Origin of the sequence: Frigoribacterium sp. Leaf263, from assembly GCF_001422285.1 — a bacterium.
Lineage (GTDB): Bacteria > Actinomycetota > Actinomycetes > Actinomycetales > Microbacteriaceae > Frigoribacterium.
Map to the genome: position 1 here is coordinate 642,433 of NZ_LMMO01000003.1, position 24,430 is coordinate 666,862.

A 24,430-nucleotide genomic window follows, 5' to 3' on the forward strand; every position below is an offset into this window, starting at 1 on the left:
TCGGTTGACCGGGGGAAAGCCTATAAGGCGGGGAGCTCGTTGGAGGGGCGGCGCGCTACGGGAGCACGACGACCTGCGCGCCGAAGACGAGGCCGGCGCCGAAGCCGATCTGCAGGGCGAGACCGCCGCTCAGCTCGGGGTGCTCGTCCAGGAGGCGGTGGGTGGCGAGGGGGATGCTGGCCGCCGAGGTGTTGCCCATCGTCGCGATGTCGCGGCCGATGACGACCGACTCGGGCAGGCCGAGCTGCTTCGCGAACTCGTCGATGATGCGCATGTTGGCCTGGTGGGGGACGAACGCGGCGAGCTGGTCGGCCGTGACGCCGGCGCGCTCGAGGGCGAGGCGGGCGACCTTGACCATCTCCCAGACGGCCCAGCGGAAGACCGTCTGGCCTTCCTGGCGGAGGGTCGGCCAGGCGATCTCGCCCGCCCCCTCGCGGTACTCGAGCATGGTGTTCGTCATGCCGATGGCGTCCCACTTCGAGCCGTCGGAGCCCCAGACCGTCGGGCCGATCCCGGCCGACTCGGCCGGTCCGACGATCGCGGCGCCGGCGCCGTCGGCGAGCAGGAACGAGATCGTGCGGTCGGTGGGGTCGATGACGTCGCTGAGCTTCTCGGCGCCGACCACGAGGACGTACTCGGCGAGGCCGGACTTGACGAACGAGTCGGCTTGCGCGATGCCGTAGGTGAACCCGGCGCAGGCGGCCGAGATGTCGTAGGCGGCGGCGGGGTTGGCGCCCACCCGCTCGGCGAGGAGCGAGGCCACCGACGGGGTGGCGACGCCCGCCCCGATGGTCGAGACGAGGACGGCGCCGATCTGGTCCGGGCGGATGCCCGACTTCTCGATGGCCTCCTTCGACGCGGCCTCGGCGAGGTCGACGACCTTGACGTCCTTGCCGGCGCGACGGCGGGTGACCACGCCGGTCCGCTGCTGGATCCACTCGTCCGACGAGTTGATCGGCTCGACGATGTCGGCGTTCGGCACGACGTTCTCGCCGCGTGCGGCGCCGAGCGCGTAGATGCGCGTGAACTGCGCACCGGTGGTCTGGTTCAACTGCGGGGTGGTCATGCTGCTCCCTCGATGAGGTCGACGGCGGCCGTGAGGTCGTCGGGTGTCGTGATCGCGACGGAGGGGACGCCCCGCAGCGCGCGTTTGGCGAGGCCGGTGAGGGCCCCGGCCGGAGCCAGCTCGATCAGCCCGGTGACGCCCGCGGCCGCGAACGACTCCATGGTGGCGTCCCAGCGGACGGGCGACGAGACCTGACCGACGAGGAGGTCGACGAATCGGGCGCCCTCGGTGACGACGCCGCCGTCGCTGTTGGTCCACAGGGTGAGGGTGGGGTCGGTCGCGGCCACGCCGGATGCCGCGTCGCGAAGACGTTCGACGGCCGGCTGCATGTAGCGCGTGTGGAACGCTCCGGCCACCTGGAGGGGGATCACCCGAGCCTTCGCGGGCGGCTGCTCGGCGAGGGCCGCGAGGGCCGACAGCTCGCCGGCGACGACGATCTGCCCGCCGCCGTTGTAGTTGGCCGGCTCCAGTCCGAGCTCGTCGAGACGGGCCAGCAGCTCGGCCTGGTCGCCGCCGAGCACGGCGCTCATGCCCGTCTCGACCCGACCGGCGGCGTCGGACATGGCGCGGCCCCGCTCGGCGACGAGCGAGACGGCGTCGGTGTCGCTGAGCACCCCGGAGACCGCGGCCGCCGTGAACTCTCCGACGGAGTGCCCGGCGACCCCGGCGATGCGCGAACGGTCCACGCGGGAGAAGAGGGCGTGCGCCGTCATGATGCCGGCCGCGACGATCAGGGGCTGGGCGACCGCCGTGTCCCGGATGGTCTCGGCGTCGGACGTGGTGCCGTGGGCGACGAGGTCGACGTCGGCCGCCTGTGACAGTTCGCCGAGCAGCGACGCCAGCTGCGGGTCGGCGAGCCACGGTTCGAGGAATCCGGGTTTCTGGGAGCCCTGGCCGGGCGCAACGACAACGATCACTGATCCATCATGCCGCCCCGAGTGGCACCGCCGGTGTAGCAACTCGACCAAAGATCCGCGACCGCCTTGTGGGTTCTCACCATCGGGCAGCCGAGGAGGCGCGGGTCGGCCTCAGCGACGGCGCCCCGCCTGCCCGTCGTGGTCGGCGATCGACCCGAGGATGAGCGCCGACTGGAGGATGAGCGCTTCGCGCGCGCCGGTGGCGTCCCAGCCGATCACGTCGCTGACCCGCTTGAGCCGGTATCGCACGGTGTTGGGGTGCACGAAGAGCTCACGGGCGGTGGCCTCGAGGGACCTCCCGTTGTCGAGGTAGCACCACAGGGTCGCGAGCAGCTCGGTCGAGTGCAGCTTGAGCGGCTTGTACACGCGGTTGACGAGCGTCGAGCGTGCGACCGGATCACCGGCGAGAGCGCGTTCGGGCAGGAGGTCGTCGGCCAGCGCCGGGCGCGGTGCGTTGCGCCAGGCACGCGCCACCGAGAAGCCGGCCAGCGCGGTCTTGGCGCTCTTGGACGCGTCGACGAGGCTCGGGACCTCGTGTCCGAGCACGAGGTGCCCGTCACCGAAGCCGGGTTCGAGCGCCTTGGCGATGTCGGTGAACGAGGGGCGGTTGGCGCCGGACGGTGTGCCGTGTTCGTCGACGGCCTCCTCGGCTCGTCCGATGACGAGGACGAGGCGGCGCCCCTGCACGCCGATCAGCACGTCGGCGGCCAGGTGACGGGCCGTCCGACGCAGCATGTCGACGTCGAGCATCCGCGGGGTCGTGCCCACCAGCACCGAGACCTCGCCGTGCCCGTGCCATCCGAGCGCGGCGATGCGGCTGGGGAGCTCGTCGTCGTACTCGCCGCTGAGGATGGAGTCCACGACGAGGGCCTCGAGGCGGGCGTCCCAGAGGCCCCGTGCCTCGGCTGCCCGGGCGTAGACGTCGGCTGAGGCGAACGCGATCTCACGCGAGTAGAGCAGGATCGCCTCTCGCAGCGAGTCGTCACCGTCTTTGACTCGCTCTTCGACGACCTCGACGGTGACCCGGATCAGCTGGAGCGTCTGCTGGAGACTGATCGATCGGAGCAGCTCGCGGGGAGCGGCGCCGAAGACGTCGGCCGCGATCCAGGGTGTGGACCGCGGGTCGTCGAACCAGCTGATGAACGACGTGATGCCGGCCTGGGCGACGAGCCCCACGGCCGATCGTCGCCCGGGCGGCATGTCGCCGTACCAGGGGAGTGTCTCTTCGAGCCGCTTGATGGTCGCGGTGGAGAGTTCCCCCGAGACCGTCCGCAGCCACGCGAGCGTGCGCTCTTTCGTGGCTGCGGACGGCTCCATCGGCGAGGTCGGAACCCGCTCTGCGCTCACTGGCCGGTCAGCTCTCCCCGCCGGCGTTGCCGCTGGTGCCGGCGGTCACGTCGTTCAGCCGGTACTTGTCGATGGCCTGCTGCACGACGTGGGGCTCGACCTCTCCGCGGCGGGCGAGGGCCTGCAGCGTGCGGACGACGACCGAGGGTCCGTCGATCGTGAAGAATCGACGGGCCGCCGCGCGGGTGTCCGAGAAGCCGAAGCCGTCGGCGCCGAGCGTCAGGTAATCGCCGGGCACGTACTCGCGGATCTGGTCGGGGACGGCGGCCATGAAGTCGCTGGTCGCGATGAACGGACCCTCGGCTCCCTGGAGCTTCTCGGTGACGTACGCGATGCGCTGCTCGCCCTCGGGGTTGAGGAAGTTGTGCTGGTCGGCGGCGAGCCCGTCGCGTCGCAGCTCGTTCCAGGAGGTGACGCTCCACACGTCCGCGGCCACGTTCCAGTCGTCGGCGAGGAGGCGCTGGGCCTCGAGCACCCACGGCACACCCACGCCCGACGCGAGGAGCTGGGCGCGCGGGCCCAGGTTCTCGGCGCTCTTGAGCTTGTAGATGCCCCGGACGATGCCGTCCACGTCGACGTCGTCGGGCTCGACGGGCTGCTGCATCGGCTCGTTGTAGACCGTGATGTAGTACATGACGTTCGGATCGGCGTGCGTCGGGGTGCCGTTCTCGTCGGTGCCGTACATGCGGTCCATGCCCGACTTGACGATGTGGCCGAGCTCGTAGCCGAATGCGGGGTCGTACGACACGACCGCCGGGTTCGTCGACGCGAGCAGCGGCGAGTGTCCGTCGGCGTGCTGCAGACCTTCGCCGGTCAGGGTGGTGCGACCGGCCGTGGCGCCGATGATGAATCCCCGGGCCATCTGGTCGCCGGCGGCCCACATGGCGTCGCCCGTGCGCTGGAACCCGAACATCGAGTAGAAGACGTAGACGGGGATGAGGGGCTCGCCCTGGGTCGAGTAGGAGGTGCCGACGGCGGTGAAGGCCGCGAACGCCCCGGCCTCGTTGATGCCGACGTGCAGGAGCTGGCCCTGGGGGCTCTCCTTGTAGGCCAGCAGCAGCTCCCGGTCGACCGACGTGTAGTGCTGACCGTTCGGGTTGTAGATCTTCGACGTCGGGAAGTAGGCGTCCATGCCGAACGTGCGTGCCTCGTCGGGGATGATCGGCACGATCCGGTGGCCGAAGTCCTTCGTGCGGAGCAGGTCCTTGAGCAGACGCGCGAAGGCCATCGTCGTGGCGACCTCCTGCTTGCCCGAGCCCTTCTTGACCACGTCGTACGACGTCGACTCGGGGACGGCGAGCTGCGTGTACTTCGAGCGGCGCTCGGGGACGTACCCGCCGAGAGCGCGCCGGCGCTCGTGCAGGTACTGGATCGCCTCGTCGCCGTCGCCCGGGTGGTAGTACGGCGGCAGGTACGGGTTCTCGTCGAGCTGCGAGTCGGAGATCGGGATGCGCATCTCGTCGCGGAACTGCTTGAGGTTGTCGAGCGTGAGCTTCTTCATCTGGTGCGTGGCGTTGCGACCCTCGAAGGACGGGCCGAGGCCATAGCCCTTGACCGTCTTCGCGAGGATCACGGTCGGCTGGCCCTTGTGCTCGGCCGCCGCCTTGAACGCGGCGTAGACCTTGCGGTAGTCGTGGCCGCCGCGCTTGAGGTTCCAGACCTGGTCGTCGGTGAAGTCCTTGATGAGCTCGAGGGCGCGCGGGTCGCGGCCGAAGAAGTTCTCTCGGACGTACGCACCGCTCTCGGCCTTGTAGGTCTGGAAGTCGCCGTCGGGCGTGGTGTTCATGAGGTTGAGCAGCGCGCCCTCGGTGTCACGGGCGAGCAGGTCGTCCCATTCGCGACCCCAGACCACCTTGATGACGTTCCAGCCGGCGCCCCGGAAGAAGCTCTCGAGCTCCTGGATGATCTTGCCGTTGCCGCGGACCGGCCCGTCGAGGCGCTGCAGGTTGCAGTTGATGACGAAGTTCAGGTTGTCGAGGCCCTCGTTCGCCGCGACCTGCAGCTGACCGCGGCTCTCGACCTCGTCCATCTCGCCGTCGCCGAGGAACGCCCAGACCTGCTGGTCGGAGGCGTCCTTGATGCCGCGGTTGGTGAGGTACTTGGCGACCTGCGCCTGGTAGATCGCGTTGATGGGGCCGAGACCCATCGACACGGTCGGGAACTGCCAGAACGAGGGCATGAGGCGCGGGTGCGGGTACGAGCTGAGTCCGCCCGAGGCGTGGGACTTCTCTTGACGGAACCCGTCGAGCTGATCGGTGCCGAGTCGGCCCTCGAGGTACGCGCGGGCGTACATGCCGGGGGAGGCGTGGCCCTGGAAGAAGATCTGGTCGCCGCCGCCGGAGTGATCCTGGCCTCGGAAGAAGTGGTTGTAGCCGACCTCGTAGAGGGCGGCCGACGAGGCGTAGGTCGAGATGTGGCCGCCGACCGAGACGCCGGGGCGCTGAGCGCGGTGCACGGTGATCGCCGCGTTCCAGCGGATCCAGCGGCGGTAGCGGCGCTCGAGCTCTTCGTCGCCCGGGAAGGCGGGCTCGTCTTCGGGAGCGATGGTGTTGACGTAGTCCGTCTTCGGGACCATCGGCACACCGAGGTGCAGTTCGCTCGACCGAGTCAGCAGGCTCTTCATGATCTCGCGAGCCCGCTCGTGCCCCTGGGCCGCCACGAGGGAGTCGAGCGACTCCCGCCATTCGGCGGTCTCTTCGGGATCGCGATCGGTCGTGTCGACCGTGTACGGGTCCTGGTCGTTTACCGTCACCCTTGACCTCAATCAATATCGTGGTGTTGATAGCACCGTGTGTGGGTCGCACCGTGTGTGGTGGACAGACAGATGCCAGGTCTCTCGCGCCCGGGTTCCGGACACGCACCCACCTGACTCGCCCGAGTCTAGTGACCCCGACTGACAGTGACCCTGCCCCAGTCAGCCTCCGCACGCGCTGGGAGCGGCCCTTGCGCTCGCCCGCGTGCGGCGTAGGATCACTCATCGTGTTTGTCGCCGGCCGCCCGGGCCGACGCGGAAGGATCGCACCATGGCACTGGAGAACGACATCCAGGCTCCCGACTTCGATTTGCCGAACCAGTTCGGCGAGCACGTCCGACTCTCGGACTTCCGCGGCGTCAGGCCCGTGGTGCTCGTGTTCTTCCCGCTGGCGTTCTCGAGCACCTGCACCAAAGAGCTCTGCACGCTCCGCGACAACCTGTCGATGTTCCAGGACCACCGCGTCGAGCTGCTCGTGGTCTCCGTCGACTCCAAGGCCACCCTGCGGGCGTTCGCCGACGAGAAGGGCTACGAGTTCACGCTCCTCGCCGACTTCTGGCCCCACGGCGAGGTGTCGAAGGAGTACGGAGTGTTCCTCGAGCACAAGGGCTTCGCCACCCGCGCCACGTTCCTGATCGACGTCGACGGCGTCATCCGCGAGCATTTCGTGACCGAGCCCGGCCAGGAGCGCTCGCTCGACGACTACCGGGCCTCGCTCGACGCCCTGGTGCCCGCCACCGTCTGACGCGACACCCACCAGGGGGCGCGACCCGCGCCTCCTCGACGGCTATCCTTCTCACACCCGCCCGGTCCGACCGGCGCAGGGGCCTTTAGCTCAGTTGGTAGAGCGCCACGTTTACACCGTGGATGTCATCGGTTCGAGCCCGGTAGGGCCCACCACGAGGGGGCGCGCGCCCGACACGCTGCGGCGGCCGCCCGGGGCGACGGCTCAGTCGGCGGAGACGGGCGGGGCCGTCGACCACCGGTCAGGCGACGCCGCCCGCCGACAGAACGAGACCGCCGACCGCCCCCACGGCTACGACCGCCCACGCCGGCACCCGCCAGACGATCAGCAGCACGAAGCACACGAGCGCGAGGCAGAACGACCCGACGCCGGTGATCGCCGCGGTGGACACGGGGTCGTAGAGCGCGGCGACCAGCACCCCGACCACGGCCGCGTTCGCCCCGCGGACGGCCGCTCCGACGAGGCGGCGACCACGAAGGGCGTCCCAGAACGGCAGGACCCCGACGAGCAGCAGGAACCCGGGCGCGAAGATCGCGAGGGTGGCCAGCACGGCCCCGAGGGCCCCGCCCGGTCCGAGGTCGGCGACCGCCCCCAGATACGTCGCGAACGTGAACAGCGGCCCGGGCACCGCCTGCGCGAGGCCGTAGCCGGTCAGGAAGACGTCGTCATCGACGAATCCGGGCTCGACGAGGCCCGCCTGGAGCAGCGGCAGCACCACGTGACCACCGCCGAAGACGAGCGCGCCGGCCCGGTAGAAGACGTCGATCAGGGCGACCGTCTCGGACCGGGTCGCGGCGGCCAGCACGGGCAGCCCCGCCAGGAGCATCGCGAAGACGGTCAGGCAGACCGCACCCACCCGTCGACCGACGGGCGACCGGACCGTCTCGACCCGCTCCTCCTCGTCTCCTCGGCAGAGGACCATCCCGGCGAGCAGGCCGACGGCGAGTGCCCCGACCTGGCCGGTCGAGCCGGGCAGCACGAGGGCCGCGATGGCCGCGGCGACGGCGAGGGAGGCGCGGGTCGGGTCGGGCGCGAGCGTCCGCGCCATCCCCGTCACGGCCTGGGCGACGACCGCCACGGCCGCGATCGTGAGACCGGTCACGACGGCCGTGCCGACCGGCCCGTCGAGCGCTCCGACGCCGAGGGCGGCGGCGAACAGGATCAGAGCCGACGGGAGGGTGAAGGAGACGAACGCGGCCACCGCCCCGAGCGGCCCGGCTCGCAGCAGACCGAGCCCGAACCCGACCTGACTCGATGCCGGGCCGGGCAGGAACTGTCCGAGGGCGACGAGCTCGGCGTAGCGGGCGTCCGGGAGCCATCGTCGCCGCTCGACCAGCTCGGACCGGAAGTACCCCAGGTGCGCCACCGGGCCGCCGAACGACGTCAGCCCCAGCAGGGAGAAGACCCGGGCGACCTCGAAGGGGGTGCCTCGGGTGGCCGGTTCGGTCGTCGCGTCGTGCGTCATCGGGACAGGATGCCCGGTCGAGGTGTCCCGCAGGTGACGGACGCCGCGACGCCGTCGCTCGACACCCCGGGGAGCCGCTCAGGCCCCGGCTCGCGCCCTGGGGTCTCGGCGGCTTCCCGGGGTCTGACGCGCCGCCTCGTCAGTGGGCGGCGACGTACAGCTCGGGCTCGGGCAGACCCCGCTCGGCGCGGATCGAGCGCGACAGCCGCTCGATCGAGACGAGGGCGGCGACCACGTCGGCGGCCGTCACCGGGAACGGCATGTTGTGGATGGTCTCGGTCTCGACGGTGGCGGCCTCGGCGACGGCCGTCAGCTCGTCCAGGTCGTCGACGGTGAGGCCGATCTCGGTGAGGGTGTTCGGCAGCCCGACCCGCGTCGTGAACTCGACGAAGTCCTCGATCTCGGCGCGAGGAGCACCCTCGAGCACGAGCTGCGTCATCGAGCCGATGTTCACCTTCTGCCCGTGGGTGAGCCCGTGCGTCTGCGGTGCGGCGGTCAGCCCGTTGTGGATGGCGTGCGCGGCGGCGAGCCCGCCCGACTCGAAGCCGAGCCCCGAGAGCAGCGTGTTGGCCTCGACGAGGGCCTCGAGGGCCGGGGTCACGACGCCGTCCTCCGCGGCCGCGAGCGCCGAGAAGGCGTTCTCGTGGATGATGCGCCACGACAGCTCGGCGAGGGCCGTGCCGGCCTGCGTGGGGAGGCCGCCGGCCATGGTGGTGGCGTGCGAGCGGGCGGAGGCGCGCGCCTCGAGCCAGGTCGCGAGGGCGTCGCCGATCCCCGCGACGAGGAACTTCGCGGGGGCGTTCGCGACGAGCTGCGTGTCGATCAGCACCAGGTCGGGGTTCCGGGGGAAGAACCGGTACTCGATGAACTCGCCCTCGTCGGTGTAGACCACGGCGAGCGCCGACGTCGGAGCGTCGGTCGAGGCGACGGTCGGGACGCTGACCCAGCGGATGCCGGCGAGGTGACCCGCCGCCTTCGCGGCATCGATCGCGCTGCCGCCGCCGATGGCGACGACGACGTCGGCCGAGGCGCCCTGGATGGTCTCGACGAGCTCGTCGATCGCCGCGGGGGTCGCGAACCGGCCGAATCCCACGCGCTCGACGCCGAGCCCGGCGGTCTCGAAGCCGGCGGTGACGGCGTCCTCGACGAGACCCCAGACGATGTCGTCCGACACGATCAGCGGACGCCGGCCGATGGGCGCGACGAACTCGCCGAGGCGGGTGATCGCGTCCTTGCCCTGGACGTAGCGGGCGGGGCTCATGACGGTGCGGATGGGGGTGGTCATAGGGCGTTCCTTTCGTCGGTGCGTGTCCGCTGGACGGTACGCGCGCCTCCTCGGTGGCCCCTCCGTGCCGGGTGACGCGGGGTACCGTCGGTGCATGAGCACGCGCGGCGCCGGCCCCCTCCGTTCCTCCGACCAGGGCGTGAGCGTGCCCCTGGGGGCGCGGCTCGTCGTGCCGCAGTCGGTGGTGACGACGTTCCTGCGGCTGACGGGGGCGAATCGGACCTTCGTCAGCGCGGCGGGCGCCCGTCGACGGATCCGCGCCCGCTCGCTGCGCCCCGCGCCGTTCGGTCCGCCGAGCACCCTGCGTTCCGACGTCCGCGTCGACGTCGAGCTGCGGGGCGCGTGGCCGGTGTACCGCGTGACGCGCCGCGACGGGGTCTCGAGCGGCTCGGTGGTCTACGCGCACGGCGGCGGCTGGGTCGGCGAGATCGTGTCGCAGCACTGGCATCTGATCGCGCAGATCGCGGCGGAGTCGGCTACCACGGTCGTCGTGCCGATCTACGGTCTCGTCCCGTTCGGCACGGCCGAGGAGGCGCGGCGCGGCGTCGTCGACCTCGTCGCGTCGTCGACGGGACCGGTCGCACTCGCGGGCGACTCGGCGGGCGGCCAGATCGCGCTCTCGGCCGCCCTGTCGCTGCGCGACGCCGGAGTCGTCGTGCCGAGGACGGTGCTGATCGCCCCCGCGCTCGACCTCGGCTGGAGCAACCCGCGGATCCCGGAGGTCCAGCCGAGTGACCCGTGGCTCGGCACACCAGGGGGCCGGGTGCTGTCCGAGCACTGGCGCGGGGCCCTCGACCTCCGCGACCCCACGGTCAGCCCGCTGTTCGGCGATCTGTCGGGGCTCGGCGCTCTCACCGTGTTCTCGGGGACGCGGGACGTCCTGAATCCGGACGCGCACCTCCTGAGATCCCGCGCGGCCGCCGCGGGCGTCTCGCTCGACTGGCACGAGGGGCCCGGTCTGATCCACGCGTTCCCGCTGCTGCCGACGCGAAGCGGGCGCGCGGCCCGGCGGGTGATCGTGGCGACGCTGCGCGAGGCCGTCGCCGGCTGACAGCGCGGCTACTGCACGGCGGCGGTCAGCCGGGCGACGTTGTCGAGCACCTGCAGCCCGGCGGGTCGCGACAACCACGCGGCGAGGGTGACCTCGTGCGACCGAGAGCGGTAGTCGTCCTCGATGCGGCGGACCTCCTCGACGAAGCCGGCGCCGCGCACCATCAGCGACACCTCGAAGTTCAGGCTGAACGAGCGCATGTCCATGTTGCTCGAGCCGATCACGGCCACGTCGTCGTCGACGGTGAAGTGCTTCGAGTGCAGCACGGTCGGCTTCTCGTACAGGAAGATGCGCACTCCCGAGCGCAGCAGCGTCTCGTAGTACGAGCGCTGCGCGTGATAGACCATGAACTGGTCGGCGACCTCGCAGGCGAAGAGCTGGACGTCGACGCCTCGTTCGGCGGCGGTCGTGATGGCGTAGAGCATGGAGTCGTCGGGGACGAAGTACGGGCTCGCGATGATGAGGCGCTCCTGGGCGCCGTAGACGAGGGCGTTGAACAGGCGCAGGTTGTTCTCGCCGTCGAAGCCCGGCCCGCTCGGGACCACCTGGCACTCGAGGGTGTCGGAGTCGGCCGGGCGGTCGACCGGCGACTCGGCGTCCGCGTCGGCGTCGGTGTCGGTCGGCAGCTCGTCCGTCTCGCTGTACCAGTCGGTGATGAAGAGGGCGTTGAGGCCGATGGCGGCGGGGCCGTCGAGCCTCACCATGAGGTCCTTCCACTGCAGACCGCGCCGCATGTTGCCGCGCTTGTTGTAGCTCGGGTCGATCATGTTCTGCGAACCGGTGAAGGCGACGTTCCCGTCGACCACGACGATCTTGCGGTGGTTCCGCAGATCGGGCCGGCGCCACATGCCCTTGGTGGGGTGGAACGGGAGCATCTCCTCGAACCGGATGCCCGAGTCGCGCAGCCACCGGCGGGTGACGCGACCCTGCGGGTTGCGGATCGTCGCCCAGTGGTCGTACAGCACGCGCACCCGGACGCCTCGGTCGTGCGCCCGCTTCAGGGCGTCGAAGAAGAGGTAGGTGCTCTCGTCGCGGGTGAAGATGTAGAACTCGACGTGGACGTAGCGCTCGGCGGCGTCGACGGCGGCGGTCATGGCGGCGATGGACTCGGCGTACTCCGGCAGCAGCCGGGCGGTGTTCCCCGGGATGAGGGGCATGGAGCCGAGCGTGCGGTTCAGCCGCACGACGGTGCCGAACCACGGCGGCTGCGTGACCGTGTCGGCGCGGTTGTCGAGCCCCTTCGTGTTCTCGAGGATGAGGTCGTTGATCTCGCGCTGCCGGTCGCGGCGATCCTGCGGCAGCCTCGTCGACCCGATCAGGCCGAAGAGGATGCTGCCGGGGATGGGGGCGACGAAGATCGCCATCAGCCACGCCATGGCCGAGCTCGGGCGGCGGTTGCGGGGGACCACCACGACGGCGGCGATCCGGATGAGGATGTCGAGGACGAGCACGACGGTCGGGAACGCCTTGAGGATCCTGCGCCAGTTCATGCGTCGATCCTCGCAGCATCACGGCGCACCCGCCCGGATGGTGCGGCACACGGCCAGTGCGGTGCGAGTCCTATTGCACTCTGATCCGAGGAGTGCAATAGTGCATGTCGGGCATCCAGCCTCCGGCGACGTCGCCGACCACATCCGACGACGATCGAGCAGGAGGCGCGATGACCGGCCCCGCGGCGACCACGGCTCCCGAGGCGCTCGGCAGGGCTGGCCTCCGACGCGTCCGGCTCCGAGCGGACCTCATCGCCGAGGCGCGACGGCTGACCGCGGCCCGCGGTTCGGCCGGCTTCACGATCGACGAGCTCTGCGTCACCGTCGGAGTGTCGAGGCGCACGTTCTTCAACCACTTCGCCTCGAAGGACGATGCCGTGGTCGGGACGGCCATCGACGATGACGACCACGCGCTCGACGCGTACGCGGCGTCGTCTCGCGATCCGCGCCTCCTGCCGTTGTCGAGCGTGTTCGACGACCTGTCGCGACTCGTCGTCGCCCGCGTCGAGCAGATCGGGCTGACGCGCGACCGCGCCGCCGAGTTCCGCGCCGCGCTCGAGCGCGAGCCGCGGCTGTTCGCCGCGATCATGCGCCAGGGCGGCGAGCAGAAGCGGCGCGTGATCACGGCGATCGCGCGCCACGAGGGTCTGCCCGCCGACGACCGGCGCATCGAGGCCGCCTTCCTCCTCGCCACGTCGCTGACCCAGCGGGCCGTCGAGGAGTTCTTCTTCGAGACCGACGACCCCACGAGGCGCTTCGACGACGTCCTCGCCGAGTGGTTCGGTCTCGCCCGGCAGCTGTTCACGCCCCCCACCGTCCCCGTCACAACCGAGCGAGAGGCCCGCTGAGCCCGTCATGACCACGTCCACCACACCCACCACGAAGGGCGACGCGCCGTTCCTCCTCACCAAGAGGCGGATCTGGATCATCTTCGGCGCCCTCATCTCGGGCATGCTGCTCTCGAGCCTCGATCAGACCATCGTCTCGACGGCCATGCCGACCATCGTCGGCGAGCTCGGCGGCGTCGAGCACCAGGCCTGGATCACCACCGCCTACCTGCTGGCCACCACCATCGTCATGCCCATCTACGGCAAGTTCGGCGACGTGCTCGGTCGGCGCAATCTCTTCCTCGCGGCGATCGCGATCTTCACGCTCGCGAGCATCGGCTGCGCCTTCGCCGACGACTTCTGGATGTTCGTCGTGTTCCGGGCGATCCAGGGTCTCGGCGGCGGCGGGCTCATGATCCTGTCGCAGGCCATCATCGCCGACATCGTGCCCGCGTCCGAGCGCGGCAAGTACCTGGGCCCGCTCGGCGCGGTGTTCGGCCTCTCCGCGATCGGCGGCCCCCTCCTCGGCGGGTTCTTCGTCGACCACCTGACGTGGCAGTGGGCCTTCTACATCAACATCCCGGTCGGCGTCGCCGCGTTCGTGATCGCCTGGATGGCCCTCACCCTCCCGAGCAAGAAGGCCTCGAAGCGGATCGACGTCCTGGGGGTCGTCCTGCTCTCGGCCGCGACGACCTGCCTCATCTTCTTCACCGAGTTCGGCGGACAGGCGGACCACGGCTGGGGCGCCGGCGAGACCTGGACGTGGGGTGCCGGCTTCCTGGTGGCCGTCGGCCTGTTCGTGTTCGTCGAATCGCGCGCCGACGACCCGATCATCCCGCTGTCGTTCTTCCGCAACAAGGTGTTCGTGCTCGCGACGGGGATCGGCTTCGTGCTCGGCATCGGCATGTTCTCGGCCATCGCGTTCGTCCCGACGTTCCTGCAGATGTCGTCGGGCGCCTCCGCGGCGGTGTCGGGTCTGCTCCTGCTCCCGATGATGGCGGGCCTCATCGGCACGTCGATCCTCTCGGGGAACCTCATCACGAAGACGGGCCGGTACCGCATCTACCCGATCGTCGGCACCATCCTCACGGGCATCGCCATGCTGCTGTTCACGACGCTGACGGCGGACACGCCCCTGGCGATGATCTGCGTGTTCCTGTTCGTCTTCGGCGCCGGGCTCGGCCTCATCATGCAGGTCGTCGTGCTGGTCGTGCAGAACTCGGTCGATGCGGCGAACGTCGGCACCGCGACGAGCACGAACAACTACTTCCGCGAGGTCGGAGCGGCCCTCGGCGTCGCGGTCTTCGGCGCCATGTTCACGAGCCGCCTGACGTCGAACCTGACGACGGTGTTCACCGACGCCGGCGCCTCGCCGAGCGACGCCTCGTCGGCGACCGCCACGCTCGATCCTGCGGCGTTGAACGAACTCCCCGACGCGATCCGCCGGCTGGTCGTCGAGGCGTACGCGGACTCGCTCGCACCGGTGTTCGCCTACCTGGTCCCGTTCATCGCCGTGGCTCTCGTGCTGGCCCTGTTCCTGCCGCAGATCGCGCTCAGCGACGTCGCCGGCATGGTGGCCAGGGGAGAGGCGCTCTCGGGTGCCGAGGCGGAGGAGCTGGAGGCTGCCGGCCGCGGGCGGGCGACGTCGACGGCCGGCGAGGCGGCCACGGCCGCTGCGGTCGCCTCCGGAGCGACCGCGGTGCCGCCGACCGGTGCCGCGCCGGACGGCGACGCCGCGCCGGACGCGGAGTCCCCGCGGCGGCCGGACGCCGGCTAGGGCCCGCGGCCCGGCGCGCTCACTCGGGCCGAGCCCGGTGGAGACTGCGCCGGGCCGTCTTCAGGACCGCCCGGGTGAGGGCGTCGAGCAGGGGGGAGTCGAGGGTCCACCGCTGCCAGAAGAGGGCCACGTCGACGGGGGAGTCGGGCGCGAGCTCGACCAGTCGCCCCGCCGCGATGTCGTCGACGGCCTGCGCCTCGGGCAGCATGCCCCAGCCGAGCCCGAGCACGGCGGCCCGCGCGAAGTCGGCGGACGCCGGCACGTGGTGCCGGGGAGCGCGCGGGTCGCGCCCGGACACGCGGCGGACGAAGTCGTGCTGCAGGGTGTCCGTCCGGTCGAAGACGACCATGGGGGCCCGGTCGAGCAGGTCGACGCCGGCTGTGCCGCCCAGCCGTCGCTCCACGAACGACGGGCTGGCCACGGCCCGGTAGCGCATGACTCCGAGGGGCTCCGCCGTGCATCCCTGCACGGGTGCCCGTGTCGCGGTGACCGCGGCGAGCACGTCGCCCGAGCGCAGCAGCGCCGAGGTGCGATCCTGGTCCGCTCGTCGGAGGTCGAAGACCACGGGATGCGCATCCGCGACCTCGGCGAGCGCGTCGAGGAACCAGGTCGCGGACGAGTCGGCGTTGACCGCGATCGGCAGCGTCGTCGGCGCATCCCCCGCCTCGGTCGTGCCCAGCTCGGACACGAGGTCGGCGGTGAGGAGGTCGATCTGACGGGCATGGCGGAGCACGACGTCGCCCGCCGCGGTGGGCGTCACCGGGGTCGTGCGCTGCAGCAGGATCGCGCCCGCGATGCGCTCGAGCTGCTTGATGCGCTGCGACACGGCCGACTGCGTCATGTGGAGGCGCTGCGCGGCCGCCTCGAACGTGCCCTCGTCGACGATCGTGCGGAGCGTGTCGAGCTGATCGATGGTGAAGCGCTGCATCAGAGCAGCTTATGCGGCATCAGGAACATGAGCTGGATGGATGAGAGCCGGGGTCGTAGCGTCGACGGCGTGCTCCTCACCAGCCTCCTGCCGACCGCCCTCCTCGGCTTCGGCACCAGCCTCGCCCTCATCGTCGCCATCGGGGCGCAGAACGCCTTCGTTCTGCGCGTCGGACTGACGGGGACCGCCCGCGTGGTCCTCCCCGTCGTGATCGTCTGCGCGGTCAGCGACGCCGTCCTGATCAGCGCCGGGGTCGCCGGCATCGGCGCGCTCATCACGGCGCACCCCGGGGTCGTCGTCGTGGTGCGGTTCGTCGGCGCGGCGTTCCTGCTTGTCTATGCGGTGCTGGCGGCCGTCCGGGCGGTGCGTCCCGTCGGTGCGCTCGTGGTCGCCGACGGCGACGCCGCGGCCGCCACGACGACGGCTCCGGTGCGGGTGACGACCACCGTCCTGGCGGCCCTCGCCTTCACCTGGCTGAACCCGCACACCTACCTCGACACGATCGTGTTCCTGGGTTCCGTGGCGAACCAGCAGCCCGGGGAGCTGCGCTGGTGGTTCGCCGTCGGCGCGGTGCTGGGCAGTCTCGTCTGGTTCACGGCCCTCGGATTCGGCTCGCGCCTCCTGCGTCCGGTCTTCGCCCGGCCCGGTGCCTGGCGGGTGCTCGACGCGATCATCGCCGTCGTGATGACCGTCCTCGGCCTGCGCCTGCTCCTCGTCCCCTGACCGCCGTCGCCGACGGTCGGCCTCGAGAGGCGGGTCCGGCGAGGAGGCGCGGGTCGGCTCAGGAGCCCCGGCGCGCCCTCCAGAAGCGTCCGGAGAGGCGTCCGAGTCCGACGAGAGCGAACGAGAGCACCGTGAGGGCCACCAGCAGCACGCCGACGTAGACCGCCACGCCGCCGCCGCCGCCCTGCGCCGCGGGGTCGTAGAACGGGTAAGGGTAGAAGCCGATGACCGCGCCGCGGATGATCGTGTAGACGCTGTAGACCACGGGGGTCACGAGGCCGACCAGCGCAGCGGACCAGGGGAGGCGCCGACCGGCCGGCAGGACGAGCCAGTCGATCAGGGCGGCCACGGGCACGAGCATGTGCACGACCACGTTCACCCAGGGGATGACGCCGCCACCGACCCCGGCGAGCAGCAGGTTGAAGACGAGCCCGACGAAGACCATGTTGACGACGTTCACGAGACGCACGACGTCCCACCCGCGGCTGCCCGGTCGGCGGCGCAGGGTGCGCACGGCCCCGACCGAGAAGACCACCACGGCGAACAGGTTGCTGAGGTTGGTGTAGTACGAGAAGAAGTTGACGACGCTGTAGTCCTCGACCAGCGTCACCCCGAACTGGGTCCCCACGGCGACGAGGCCGATCAGGGCGATGACGAGCCGGAACGGGATCATCACTCGGGCTCGCGTCATGGCGTCAGCTTAGCGAGCGGCGGACGGGCGCCCGTCGACGACGGTCAGGGAGGCGCGGGCCGCCTCGATCGTCGCCAGGATCGATCTCGAGTCGGCCATCCCGTGGAGGGGCGAGTCGCGGAGCCCCCGGTCGACGAACGATGCGAGCGCAGCCGCCTGGTACGCCAGTCCCTCGCGACCGGTCGGGACGGCCGGGTCGCTCCAGACGGCGGTGCCGCGACCCGTCGTGAGCTCGAAGGACGCCGGGAACACGAGGTGGTCGAGGGTGCGGAGCGAGCCGTCCGAGCCGGCCACCGTGCCGATGCCGGGCGAGGTGGCGAGGAGACTCGTCACGGCCGTGGCGAGCACGCCCTCCGCGGTCCGCGTCACGACGGCCGCGTCGAGATCGACGCCGTCGGCTCGGGTCGAGCCGGTGGCGGAGCGCTCGACGGGATGACCCGTGACGAACTGGGTGAACCAGAACGCGTACACGCCGATGTCGAGCAGGGCCCCGCCGCCGAGGGCCGGATCGCTCATCCGCCCCGGAGCGCTCAGGTCGTTGGCCCAGGCGACGTCCGCCGTCGCGAGGCGCACGTCGCCGATCGCCCCGTCGGCCAGGAGCCGGGCGATGACCGTCGAGTGCGGCAGATAGCGCGTCCAGAGCGCCTCCATCGCGAGCACGCCGGCCGCCGCCGCGGCCTCCGCGATGCGATCGGCGTCGGCGACCGTCGTGGCCAGGGGCTTCTCCACGAGCACGTGCTTGCCGGCCGCGATCGCGGTCAGGGCGTCGGGCAGGTGCCGCGTATGCGGTGTGGCCACGTACACGACGTCGACGTCGGGGGAGGCGGCCATCGCCTCGGCGTCGTCGAAGGCACGGTCGACCCCGTGGTCTCGGGCGAAGGCCTCGGCGCGCTCCCGGCGACGCGACGCGACGGCCACGACGCGCTGGTCCGTGTGCCGGTGGAGGGCGTCGGTGAAGTCGCCGGCGATCTCGCCCGGTCCGATGACTCCCCAGCGCAGCGTCGGACCTCCCCGCAGAGGGGCGTTGTCGGCGGAGGGGAAGGCGGGGGCGGGCATGGGGTCTCCTCGGGTCACGTCGTCGTCCGCTCATCATGCCGTGCCGGGCCGACGAGCGACCCCGGTCAGTCGGCGAAGCGCTGCGTGCCGACGACGCCGAGTAGGCGGAGGCTCTCCGCGTCCGGCGATCCCGGCGTCGGTGTCAGCACCAGGAGCGTCTGCGACTGGTCCTCGGTGAAGAGCGCCTGGCAGTCCACCTGGATGGGGCCCAGCTCGGGGTGGACGAGGGTCTTGCGGTCGTCGAAGCGCTGGTGGACCGCGTGTCGGCTCCAGACGGCGTCGAACTCCTCGCCCGTCGCGAGCAGCGCCTCCACGATCTCCCGCGGGCGCCCGCCGCCTCCCGCCATGCTCAGCGCCGCTCGGAGACCCGAGGCCTGCAGCTCGAGCTGATGACCGTGATCCTCGGTCGGATAGAGCTCCCGCTCGGCGGGGTCGGTGAACCAGCGGTAGTAGGCGCTGCGGGCGAGACCCCGGTGGCGACGCTGATCGCCGAGCAGGGCGACGGCGAGACGGTTCTGCGCCAGCGTCTCGGCCAGATCGCTCAACACGAGGGCCGGCGTGTCGTCGAGCCGATCCAGCACCCGCAGCAGCGCCGGGCTCACGTGCTCGCTCCCGCGGGCGCGTCGGGGCGGGTGGTGACCCGTCAGACGGTAGAGGTGATCCCGCTCGTCGAGGCTGAGACGGAGCCCGCGGGTCAGGGCGACCACCATCTGCTCGGAGGGTTGCGGGCCGCGCTGCTGCTCGAGCCGCGCGTAGTAGTCGGTGGACATCCCGACGAGCCCGGCGACCTCCTCTCGTCGGAGTCCGGGGGTCCGGCGCCGCACGCCCTCGGGGAGACCGACGTCCGACGGCCGCAGCGACTCCCGGCGGTGGCGGAGGAAGTCGGCGAGCTCGGCGCGGTCCATCCGCCCATGCTGCCAGGAGCCCCCGCGCTCGACCAGGGACCGCCGATCCCTGGACGAGCGGACTCTGCCGACCCGTGCCTCCTCGGCCCAGGCTGGTCGCGACACCCACATCACGAGGAGCATCGCATGAAGATCAGCGGCAACACCGTTTTCATCCCCGGCGGCACGTCCGGCATCGGCCTCGGTCTCGCCCGGCGGCTCCGCGACGCCGGCAACACGGTCGTCGTGGCCGGGCGCCGGGTCGACCTGCTCGCCGAGATCGCCCGGGACGAGCCCGGCATCGAGTCGATCCTGCTCGACACGACCGACCCCGCCGCCGTCGTCTCCGTCTCGCGCGAGGTGCAGCACCGGTGGCCCGAGACGAACGTCGTCATCGCGATGGCCGGCGTCATGCGCTTCGAGGACGTCCGGACGCCGGGCTTCCTCGAGACGGCCGAGACGACGGTCACGACCAACCTGCTCGGACCGATCCGTCTGCTCGCCGCCTGGACCGGGTTCCTGCAGTCGCGACCGGGGGCGGCGTTCGTCACGGTGTCGTCCGGTCTCGCGAGCGTCCCCCTGCCCGCCACGCCGACGTACAACGCGACCAAGGCGGCCATCCACTCGATCAGCGAGAGCGTGCGGGTGCAGCTCGCCCCGACCGGGGTCCAGGTGATCGAGCTCGTGCCCCCGGCGGTGCGGACGACCCTGCTGGGTCAGCAGGACGACCCGTCGGCGATGCCGCTCGACGAGTACCTCGACGAGACGATGGCCCTGCTGGAGGCGCAGCCGGACGCCCACGAGATCCTGGTCGAGCGGGTGCGGTTCCTCCGCGACGCCGAGGCGGAGGGGCGCTACGACGACGTGCTCGCGATGCTGAGCGGGCGGCACTGAGCAGGCGGCACGGAGCGAGGGGCCTCGAGCGGGCGGCGCCGGGCGGGTGGCTCCGCGCGGGCGGTTCAAGCGGGCGGGTGGCTCCGCGCGGGCGGCACCGTAGGCTGGGGGGATGAGCGGATGGGGCGAGTGGGGCACGGTCGTGCTCGCGGTCGGCGCGTTCGCCGTGTACGTGGCGATCGTGGCGAGCATCGTCCGCGCCGTGCGCCGGAGGGCCGACACGACCCCGATCGAGCGGACCGTCTGGACCGTCGCGGTGGTGCTGTTCCCCATCGGCGCCGGCGCCGTCTGGCTGCTGCTCGGGCCGCACCCCCTGGGGCTCCGGATCGATCACGAGCCCGACTGACCCCCGGTCGTCGCCGTCTGTCGGTGGTCGGGCCTACCGTGCCGGCATGGACACGCGCTCGCCCCGACCCGCCGACGCCTGCCGAGGAGGCGCGGTCCACGACGACCCCGTCGCCTGCGACGGCAGGGCGCTGCCCGGTTCGCCCGTGGCGCTCTGCGAACAGCACCTGGCCCTCGCCGCCGACTGGGCCGCGGCGCGCTCCGAGACGGTCGACGGGACCACCGACCTGCTGCCCGCCCCCTGCGCGGCCTGCGGCTCGAGACTCGGGGTCCACTGGCCTGCCGGCTGGCTGTGCGCCGTCTGCGAGTGGCGACAGGGCGACTCGCCCGACGGCGACCTCGCGCCGCCGCGCGTCGATGTCGTCTACTACATCCGCTTCGACGACCGCATCAAGATCGGCACGACGGCGAATCCGCGGCAGCGGCTCGGGCGTCTCTGGCATCACGAGGTGCTGGCGTTCGAACGGGGCGACCGGGCGGTCGAGCGTCGTCGTCATGATCAGTTCGCCGCGTGGCGGTTCGCCCGGACGGAGTGGTTCGCCGTCAACGAGCCGCTCGCCGCGCACATCGCCACGCTCGCGGCGGGCGTCGACGACCCCTGGGGGCGCCATGCGCGCTGGCGGAGCGAGGCGACGGCCCTCCGAGGGTAGACGCCCGCAGCCGATGCGACCCGGCTACGGGCGCAGATAGGCGTCGACGAACAGCGGCCCCCGGATGGCGCGCAGTTCGTCCAGCAGCCGCGGGACGGTCTGACGCGTCAGCCCCGAGAGCGACAGGTCGTGGGGACCGAGCATCGGCAGCCGTCCCGTCCGCAGGCGGATGACCTCCCACCCCGCCGACCGCAGGGCGGCGTCCTTGCGTCGGTCGGCCACCTCGCGCCTGCCGACGTGCTCGAGTCCGTGGCGTCCCGTCGAGTCGTACTCGATTGCCACCCGCAGGTCGGAGAGCACGATGTCGGGCCAGACCTCGAGGTGATCGAAGAACGGTCGGGCCACCCGCACGGCGTTGAGACCGGCCGCGAACTCGAGTCGCGACGTCAGCCCGGCTCGCAGCTCGGCCTCGACCGCCGACGCGGGCGGCGGCGCGCACGAGCTCGTGAAGGCGGTGCCGGTCGGCAGCGTCGGCGTCTTGGCGCACACCGGCCTCGTGGCCCGTGTCGGCTTCGACCCTCGCGGTCGCAGGTTCGCCGCACGTTCGGGAGACCGCGGCGTCGAGGGGAGCGGGGGAGCGGACGGCGCCTGGGGGGTCATCCGACCCGGATCGACGGCGGGGACGGCGGGAGTCGCCGCGACCCGGCGCGCGACCGCCTCGGTGCGCATCGGCAGGGGCCGCGGTCGGGCGAGGTCGCTGCAGTCGGGGCACCACGACGACCGGCGCCGTTCGCGGCCGGGTCGGTGGCGCTGCTCGTCGGGGGTGGCGACGAAGAGGTGCCCGGCGTCGCACAGCCAGCAGAGGTAGACGTCGGCGGCGGGCGGGATCTGACTGAGCACGATGCCGCCGTTGTGCTCGGGGCGGTACTGCCGGACGAGCACCGGGAACGACGCCCATGCCTCACGGTAGGAACCCACGGGGTAGGGCACGGCGAGACCGCGCGACGTCTGCCGTCGCGCCCACCAGCTGTCGATCGGCTCGGGCACGGCATCAGGCTACGAGCGACCACCGACAACGCCGTCGGGCGACCGCCCCGCCGTCCGGGCCCCGACCGCTCCGGCCCCGTGTCGCCGCACTCCTCTACCATCGACCGGATGCCCGACACCGCCCCTCCCGACCTCCCCCGCCGAGCCGCCGACGTCCACGACCGGGGTTTCGTGCGGGTGCGGGGAGCCCGCGAGAACAACCTGCGCTCGGTCGACGTCGACGTGCCGCGCGACAGCATCGTCGCCTTCACCGGCGTGTCCGGTTCGGGCAAGTCCTCGTTGGCCTTCGGGACCATCTACGCGGAGGCTCAGCGTCGCTTCCTCGAGTCCGTCGCCCCCTACGCGCGCCGGTTGATCGCCCAGGGCGGCACCCCGCACGTCGATGGGATATCGGGTCTGCCGCCGGCGGTCGCCCTGCAGCAGCGACGGGGCGCCCCGAGCTCGCGGTCGACCGTCGGCACGGTGACGACCCTCTCCAACTCGATGCGGATGCTGTTCTCCCGTGCCGGCACCTACCCCGAGGGCGCCTCCCGCCTCGAGTCCGACTCGTTCTCGCCGAACACGGCGGCGGGCGCGTGCCCGAGATGCCACGGCCTCGGCGTGGCTCACGAGGTCACCGAGGCGTCGGCCGTGCACGACCCCACGTCGTCGATCCGCGAGGGGGCCATCACGGCCTGGCCGGGCGCCTGGCAGGGCAAGAACCTCCGTGACGTCACCGCGGTGCTCGGCTACGACATCGACCGGCCCTGGCGGGAGCTGCCGCAGGCCGACCGCGACTGGCTCCTTTTCACCGACGAGCAGCCCGTGGTCGAGGTGGTCCCGCAGCGGGACCGCGTCGCCAAGCCCTACAAGGGCCGCTTCTGGAGCGCGCGGGCGTTCGTGCTCCACACCCTGGCCGATTCGCAGAGCGAGACCCAGCGGGCGAAGGTCCTGCGCTTCGTCGAGAGCGGTCCGTGCGCGCTCTGCGGCGGCAGCGGTCTCACCCGGGCCGCCCTCGCCGTCACGTTCGCGGGTCGGACGATCGCCGAGCTGAACTCCCTTCCCCTGGCGGAGCTCGGAGACGTGCTCCGTCCGACCGCCTCGCTCACCTCGGCCTCCGCCGCGGTCTCGAACGCCTCGTCGGGCGAGGTGACCGAGGTCGCCGTCACGCTCGCCTCCGACCTCCTCGCGCGGACGACCGTCCTCGACGACCTCGGGCTCGGCTATCTGAGTCTCGGCCGCGCCACGCCGTCGCTGTCCCCGGGCGAGATGCAGCGTCTGCGCATCGCGACGCAGCTGCGCTCGGGGCTCTTCGGCGTGGTCTACGTGCTGGACGAGCCGAGCGCCGGGCTCCACCCGGCCGACGCCGAGCCCCTCGTCGCCGTGCTCGAGGAGCTCCGGGCGAGCGGCAACTCGGTCTTCGTGGTCGAGCACGACATGAGCATCGTCCGGCGAGCCGACTGGGTCGTCGACGTCGGACCGGGGGCGGGGAGCGAAGGAGGCGCGGTGCTCTACAGCGGACCGGTCGCGGGTCTCGCCGAGGTCGAGCGCTCGGTCACGAGGCGGTTCCTCGTCCCCTGGTCGGATGCCCCGGTCCGGACCTCCGAGCGGCGTCGACCCGACGGCGTGCTCGCGCTCCGATCGGTCTCGCGGCACAACCTGCACGACGTCGACGTCGAGGTGCCGCGCGGGGTCCTCACCGCCGTGACGGGCGTCTCGGGGTCGGGTAAGTCCACCCTCGTCGGAGGCGTCCTGGCCGACACCGCGACGGACTTCGACGGGATCGATCGCGTGGTCGAGGTCGACCAGCGCCCGATCGGGCGCACGCCGCGATCGAACCTCGCCACCTACACGGGGCTGTTCGACGCGGTCCGGTCGGTCTTCGCCTCGACCGACGAGGCGGTCGTCCGCGGCTACACCGCCGGGCGGTTCTCGTTCAACGTGGTCGGGGGCCGGTGCGACGTCTGTCAGGGCGAGGGCTCGGTGTCGGTCGAGCTGCTGTTCCTGCCGGGCAGCTACGCCCCCTGCCCGGAGTGCCACGGGGCCCGCTATAACGCCGAGACGCTCGAGGTGCGGTGGAACGACCGCAGCATCGCGGATGTGCTCGCGATGACGGTGGCCGAGGCCGCCGGGTTCCTGCGAGGGGTGCCCGCCGCCTCCCGGGCTCTCGAGACCCTCCGCGAGGTCGGTCTCGGGTACCTGCGGCTGGGTCAGCCGGCCACGGAGCTGTCCGGCGGCGAGGCTCAGCGCATCAAGCTGGCCACCGAGCTCCAGCGTGTGCGCACGGGGCGGACCCTCTACCTGCTCGACGAGCCGACCACGGGTCTGCATCCCGCCGACGTCGAGCTGCTCGTCGCGCAGCTGCAGGGACTCGTCGACGGGGGCGACACCGTCGTGGTGGTCGAGCACCACATGGGCGTCGTGGCGGCGGCGGATCACGTCATCGACATGGGCCCGGCCGGCGGTGACGGAGGCGGGCGGGTCGTCGCGTCCGGCACGCCGGAGCTCGTCGCGGCCTCCCCGCACAGCCGCACGGCCCCCTACCTCGCCGCCGCGCTGGCCGACCGCTGA

Annotated in this window: 21 protein-coding genes and 1 tRNA gene; 10 read left to right on the forward strand and 12 right to left on the reverse strand. The window is 71.9% G+C overall.

Features of this window, described 5'->3' with window-relative positions; translation table 11 throughout:
- Positions 1 to 55: 55 nt before the first annotated feature.
- From ASF17_RS07000 to aceE, 4 genes are all read right to left on the reverse strand, one after another.
- Complete coding sequence (locus tag ASF17_RS07000) at positions 56 to 1,066, reverse strand: beta-ketoacyl-ACP synthase III (RefSeq protein WP_055797071.1); 1,011 nt, start codon at positions 1,064 to 1,066, stop codon at positions 56 to 58.
- Positions 1,063 to 1,983: an ACP S-malonyltransferase gene (locus ASF17_RS07005; RefSeq protein WP_055797074.1), complete on the reverse strand. Its 921-nt coding sequence runs from the start codon at positions 1,981 to 1,983 to the stop codon at positions 1,063 to 1,065. The genes ASF17_RS07000 and ASF17_RS07005 overlap by 4 nt, the downstream gene beginning before the upstream one ends.
- 111 nt (positions 1,984 to 2,094) lie before the next feature.
- Entirely contained in the window at positions 2,095 to 3,300 is a 1,206-nt protein-coding gene (locus tag ASF17_RS07010) for a PucR family transcriptional regulator (RefSeq protein ID WP_055797077.1), read from the reverse strand.
- Positions 3,301 to 3,337: 37 nt separating this feature from the next.
- Positions 3,338 to 6,082 (reverse strand): pyruvate dehydrogenase (acetyl-transferring), homodimeric type, encoded by a 2,745-nt coding sequence (gene aceE / locus ASF17_RS07015; protein ID WP_055797080.1) that lies wholly within the window; start codon positions 6,080 to 6,082, stop codon positions 3,338 to 3,340.
- Positions 6,083 to 6,353: 271 nt separating this feature from the next.
- Between aceE and ASF17_RS07020 the strand changes: the two genes are divergently transcribed.
- Both ASF17_RS07020 and ASF17_RS07025 read left to right on the forward strand, forming a co-directional pair.
- Positions 6,354 to 6,827, forward strand: a complete 474-nt coding sequence (locus tag ASF17_RS07020; protein ID WP_055797083.1) for a peroxiredoxin — start codon at positions 6,354 to 6,356, stop codon at positions 6,825 to 6,827.
- A gap of 79 nt (positions 6,828 to 6,906) precedes the next feature.
- A tRNA-Val gene (locus ASF17_RS07025) sits at positions 6,907 to 6,982 on the forward strand.
- 86 nt (positions 6,983 to 7,068) lie between these two features.
- On the opposite strand, the gene chrA is transcribed toward ASF17_RS07025, so the two are convergent.
- Positions 7,069 to 8,292: a chromate efflux transporter gene (gene chrA / locus ASF17_RS07030; protein ID WP_055797086.1), complete on the reverse strand. Its 1,224-nt coding sequence runs from the start codon at positions 8,290 to 8,292 to the stop codon at positions 7,069 to 7,071.
- 139 nt (positions 8,293 to 8,431) lie between these two features.
- Positions 8,432 to 9,577, reverse strand: coding sequence for a glycerol dehydrogenase (locus tag ASF17_RS07035; RefSeq protein WP_055797089.1), 1,146 nt, complete (start codon positions 9,575 to 9,577; stop codon positions 8,432 to 8,434).
- A 94-nt stretch (positions 9,578 to 9,671) separates the two neighbouring features.
- On the opposite strand from ASF17_RS07035, the gene ASF17_RS07040 reads away from it, so the two are divergent.
- The gene (locus ASF17_RS07040) at positions 9,672 to 10,628 is read left to right on the forward strand and encodes an alpha/beta hydrolase fold domain-containing protein (RefSeq protein ID WP_082475129.1); all 957 of its coding nucleotides are present in this window, start codon (positions 9,672 to 9,674) and stop codon (positions 10,626 to 10,628) included.
- A gap of 8 nt (positions 10,629 to 10,636) precedes the next feature.
- Here the strand turns inward: ASF17_RS07040 and cls are convergent, their stop codons facing one another.
- Positions 10,637 to 12,118, reverse strand: coding sequence for a cardiolipin synthase (cls, locus tag ASF17_RS07045; RefSeq protein WP_055797092.1), 1,482 nt, complete (start codon positions 12,116 to 12,118; stop codon positions 10,637 to 10,639).
- Positions 12,119 to 12,222: 104 nt separating this feature from the next.
- Between cls and ASF17_RS07050 the strand changes: the two genes are divergently transcribed.
- Entirely contained in the window at positions 12,223 to 12,966 is a 744-nt protein-coding gene (locus tag ASF17_RS07050) for a TetR/AcrR family transcriptional regulator (RefSeq protein WP_055797095.1), read from the forward strand.
- A gap of 7 nt (positions 12,967 to 12,973) precedes the next feature.
- Positions 12,974 to 14,722 (forward strand): MDR family MFS transporter, encoded by a 1,749-nt coding sequence (locus tag ASF17_RS07055; RefSeq protein ID WP_055797098.1) that lies wholly within the window; start codon positions 12,974 to 12,976, stop codon positions 14,720 to 14,722.
- A 19-nt stretch (positions 14,723 to 14,741) separates the two neighbouring features.
- On the opposite strand, the gene ASF17_RS07060 is transcribed toward ASF17_RS07055, so the two are convergent.
- The gene (locus tag ASF17_RS07060; RefSeq protein ID WP_055797101.1) at positions 14,742 to 15,650 is read right to left on the reverse strand and encodes a LysR family transcriptional regulator ArgP; all 909 of its coding nucleotides are present in this window, start codon (positions 15,648 to 15,650) and stop codon (positions 14,742 to 14,744) included.
- A 69-nt stretch (positions 15,651 to 15,719) separates the two neighbouring features.
- Here ASF17_RS07060 and ASF17_RS07065 point away from each other — a divergent pair, with 69 nt between their 5' ends.
- Positions 15,720 to 16,373 (forward strand): LysE/ArgO family amino acid transporter, encoded by a 654-nt coding sequence (locus ASF17_RS07065; protein ID WP_235476421.1) that lies wholly within the window; start codon positions 15,720 to 15,722, stop codon positions 16,371 to 16,373.
- Positions 16,374 to 16,431: 58 nt separating this feature from the next.
- Here the strand turns inward: ASF17_RS07065 and ASF17_RS07070 are convergent, their stop codons facing one another.
- From ASF17_RS07070 to ASF17_RS07080, 3 genes are all read right to left on the reverse strand, one after another.
- On the reverse strand, positions 16,432 to 17,064 hold the full coding sequence (locus ASF17_RS07070) for a Pr6Pr family membrane protein (RefSeq protein ID WP_055797107.1): 633 nt from the start codon (positions 17,062 to 17,064) through the stop codon (positions 16,432 to 16,434).
- 9 nt (positions 17,065 to 17,073) lie between these two features.
- Complete coding sequence (locus tag ASF17_RS07075; RefSeq protein ID WP_055797110.1) at positions 17,074 to 18,120, reverse strand: Gfo/Idh/MocA family protein; 1,047 nt, start codon at positions 18,118 to 18,120, stop codon at positions 17,074 to 17,076.
- A 65-nt stretch (positions 18,121 to 18,185) separates the two neighbouring features.
- Positions 18,186 to 19,025, reverse strand: a complete 840-nt coding sequence (locus ASF17_RS07080) for a helix-turn-helix transcriptional regulator (protein ID WP_055797113.1) — start codon at positions 19,023 to 19,025, stop codon at positions 18,186 to 18,188.
- 126 nt (positions 19,026 to 19,151) lie between these two features.
- Between ASF17_RS07080 and ASF17_RS07085 the strand changes: the two genes are divergently transcribed.
- The 3 genes from ASF17_RS07085 (at position 19,152) to ASF17_RS07095 (ending at position 20,893) form a co-directional block, all read left to right on the forward strand.
- Positions 19,152 to 19,898, forward strand: coding sequence for an SDR family oxidoreductase (locus ASF17_RS07085; RefSeq protein WP_055797116.1), 747 nt, complete (start codon positions 19,152 to 19,154; stop codon positions 19,896 to 19,898).
- 112 nt (positions 19,899 to 20,010) lie between these two features.
- Positions 20,011 to 20,244: a PLDc N-terminal domain-containing protein gene (locus tag ASF17_RS07090; RefSeq protein WP_055797119.1), complete on the forward strand. Its 234-nt coding sequence runs from the start codon at positions 20,011 to 20,013 to the stop codon at positions 20,242 to 20,244.
- Between the two features lie 46 nt (positions 20,245 to 20,290).
- On the forward strand, positions 20,291 to 20,893 hold the full coding sequence (locus ASF17_RS07095; protein ID WP_156357333.1) for a GIY-YIG nuclease family protein: 603 nt from the start codon (positions 20,291 to 20,293) through the stop codon (positions 20,891 to 20,893).
- Positions 20,894 to 20,917: 24 nt separating this feature from the next.
- Here ASF17_RS07095 and ASF17_RS07100 read toward each other — a convergent pair whose 3' ends face one another.
- Positions 20,918 to 21,880 carry a hypothetical protein gene (locus ASF17_RS07100; RefSeq protein ID WP_055798405.1) on the reverse strand — a complete coding sequence of 321 codons (963 nt, stop codon included), beginning with the start codon at positions 21,878 to 21,880 and terminating at the stop codon, positions 20,918 to 20,920.
- Between the two features lie 108 nt (positions 21,881 to 21,988).
- Here ASF17_RS07100 and ASF17_RS07105 point away from each other — a divergent pair, with 108 nt between their 5' ends.
- Positions 21,989 to 24,430: an excinuclease ABC subunit UvrA gene (locus tag ASF17_RS07105; RefSeq protein ID WP_082475131.1), complete on the forward strand. Its 2,442-nt coding sequence runs from the start codon at positions 21,989 to 21,991 to the stop codon at positions 24,428 to 24,430.

Bases quoted from the DNA above. Each gene is read 5' to 3' on its own strand.
- ASF17_RS07000 (WP_055797071.1), bottom strand. From the start codon at position 1,066: ATGACCACCCCGCAGTTGAACCAGACCACCGGTGCGCAGTTCACGCGC.
- ASF17_RS07010 (WP_055797077.1), bottom strand. From the start codon at position 3,300: ATGGAGCCGTCCGCAGCCACGAAAGAGCGCACGCTCGCGTGGCTGCGG.
- ASF17_RS07020 (WP_055797083.1), top strand. From the start codon at position 6,354: ATGGCACTGGAGAACGACATCCAGGCTCCCGACTTCGATTTGCCGAAC.
- chrA (WP_055797086.1), bottom strand. From the start codon at position 8,292: ATGACGCACGACGCGACGACCGAACCGGCCACCCGAGGCACCCCCTTC.
- ASF17_RS07035 (WP_055797089.1), bottom strand. From the start codon at position 9,577: ATGACCACCCCCATCCGCACCGTCATGAGCCCCGCCCGCTACGTCCAG.
- ASF17_RS07040 (WP_082475129.1), top strand. From the start codon at position 9,672: ATGAGCACGCGCGGCGCCGGCCCCCTCCGTTCCTCCGACCAGGGCGTG.
- cls (WP_055797092.1), bottom strand. From the start codon at position 12,118: ATGAACTGGCGCAGGATCCTCAAGGCGTTCCCGACCGTCGTGCTCGTC.
- ASF17_RS07050 (WP_055797095.1), top strand. From the start codon at position 12,223: ATGTCGGGCATCCAGCCTCCGGCGACGTCGCCGACCACATCCGACGAC.
- ASF17_RS07055 (WP_055797098.1), top strand. From the start codon at position 12,974: ATGACCACGTCCACCACACCCACCACGAAGGGCGACGCGCCGTTCCTC.
- ASF17_RS07060 (WP_055797101.1), bottom strand. From the start codon at position 15,650: ATGCAGCGCTTCACCATCGATCAGCTCGACACGCTCCGCACGATCGTC.
- ASF17_RS07070 (WP_055797107.1), bottom strand. From the start codon at position 17,064: ATGACGCGAGCCCGAGTGATGATCCCGTTCCGGCTCGTCATCGCCCTG.
- ASF17_RS07075 (WP_055797110.1), bottom strand. From the start codon at position 18,120: ATGCCCGCCCCCGCCTTCCCCTCCGCCGACAACGCCCCTCTGCGGGGA.
- ASF17_RS07080 (WP_055797113.1), bottom strand. From the start codon at position 19,025: ATGGACCGCGCCGAGCTCGCCGACTTCCTCCGCCACCGCCGGGAGTCG.
- ASF17_RS07085 (WP_055797116.1), top strand. From the start codon at position 19,152: ATGAAGATCAGCGGCAACACCGTTTTCATCCCCGGCGGCACGTCCGGC.
- ASF17_RS07090 (WP_055797119.1), top strand. From the start codon at position 20,011: ATGAGCGGATGGGGCGAGTGGGGCACGGTCGTGCTCGCGGTCGGCGCG.
- ASF17_RS07095 (WP_156357333.1), top strand. From the start codon at position 20,291: ATGGACACGCGCTCGCCCCGACCCGCCGACGCCTGCCGAGGAGGCGCG.
- ASF17_RS07105 (WP_082475131.1), top strand. From the start codon at position 21,989: ATGCCCGACACCGCCCCTCCCGACCTCCCCCGCCGAGCCGCCGACGTC.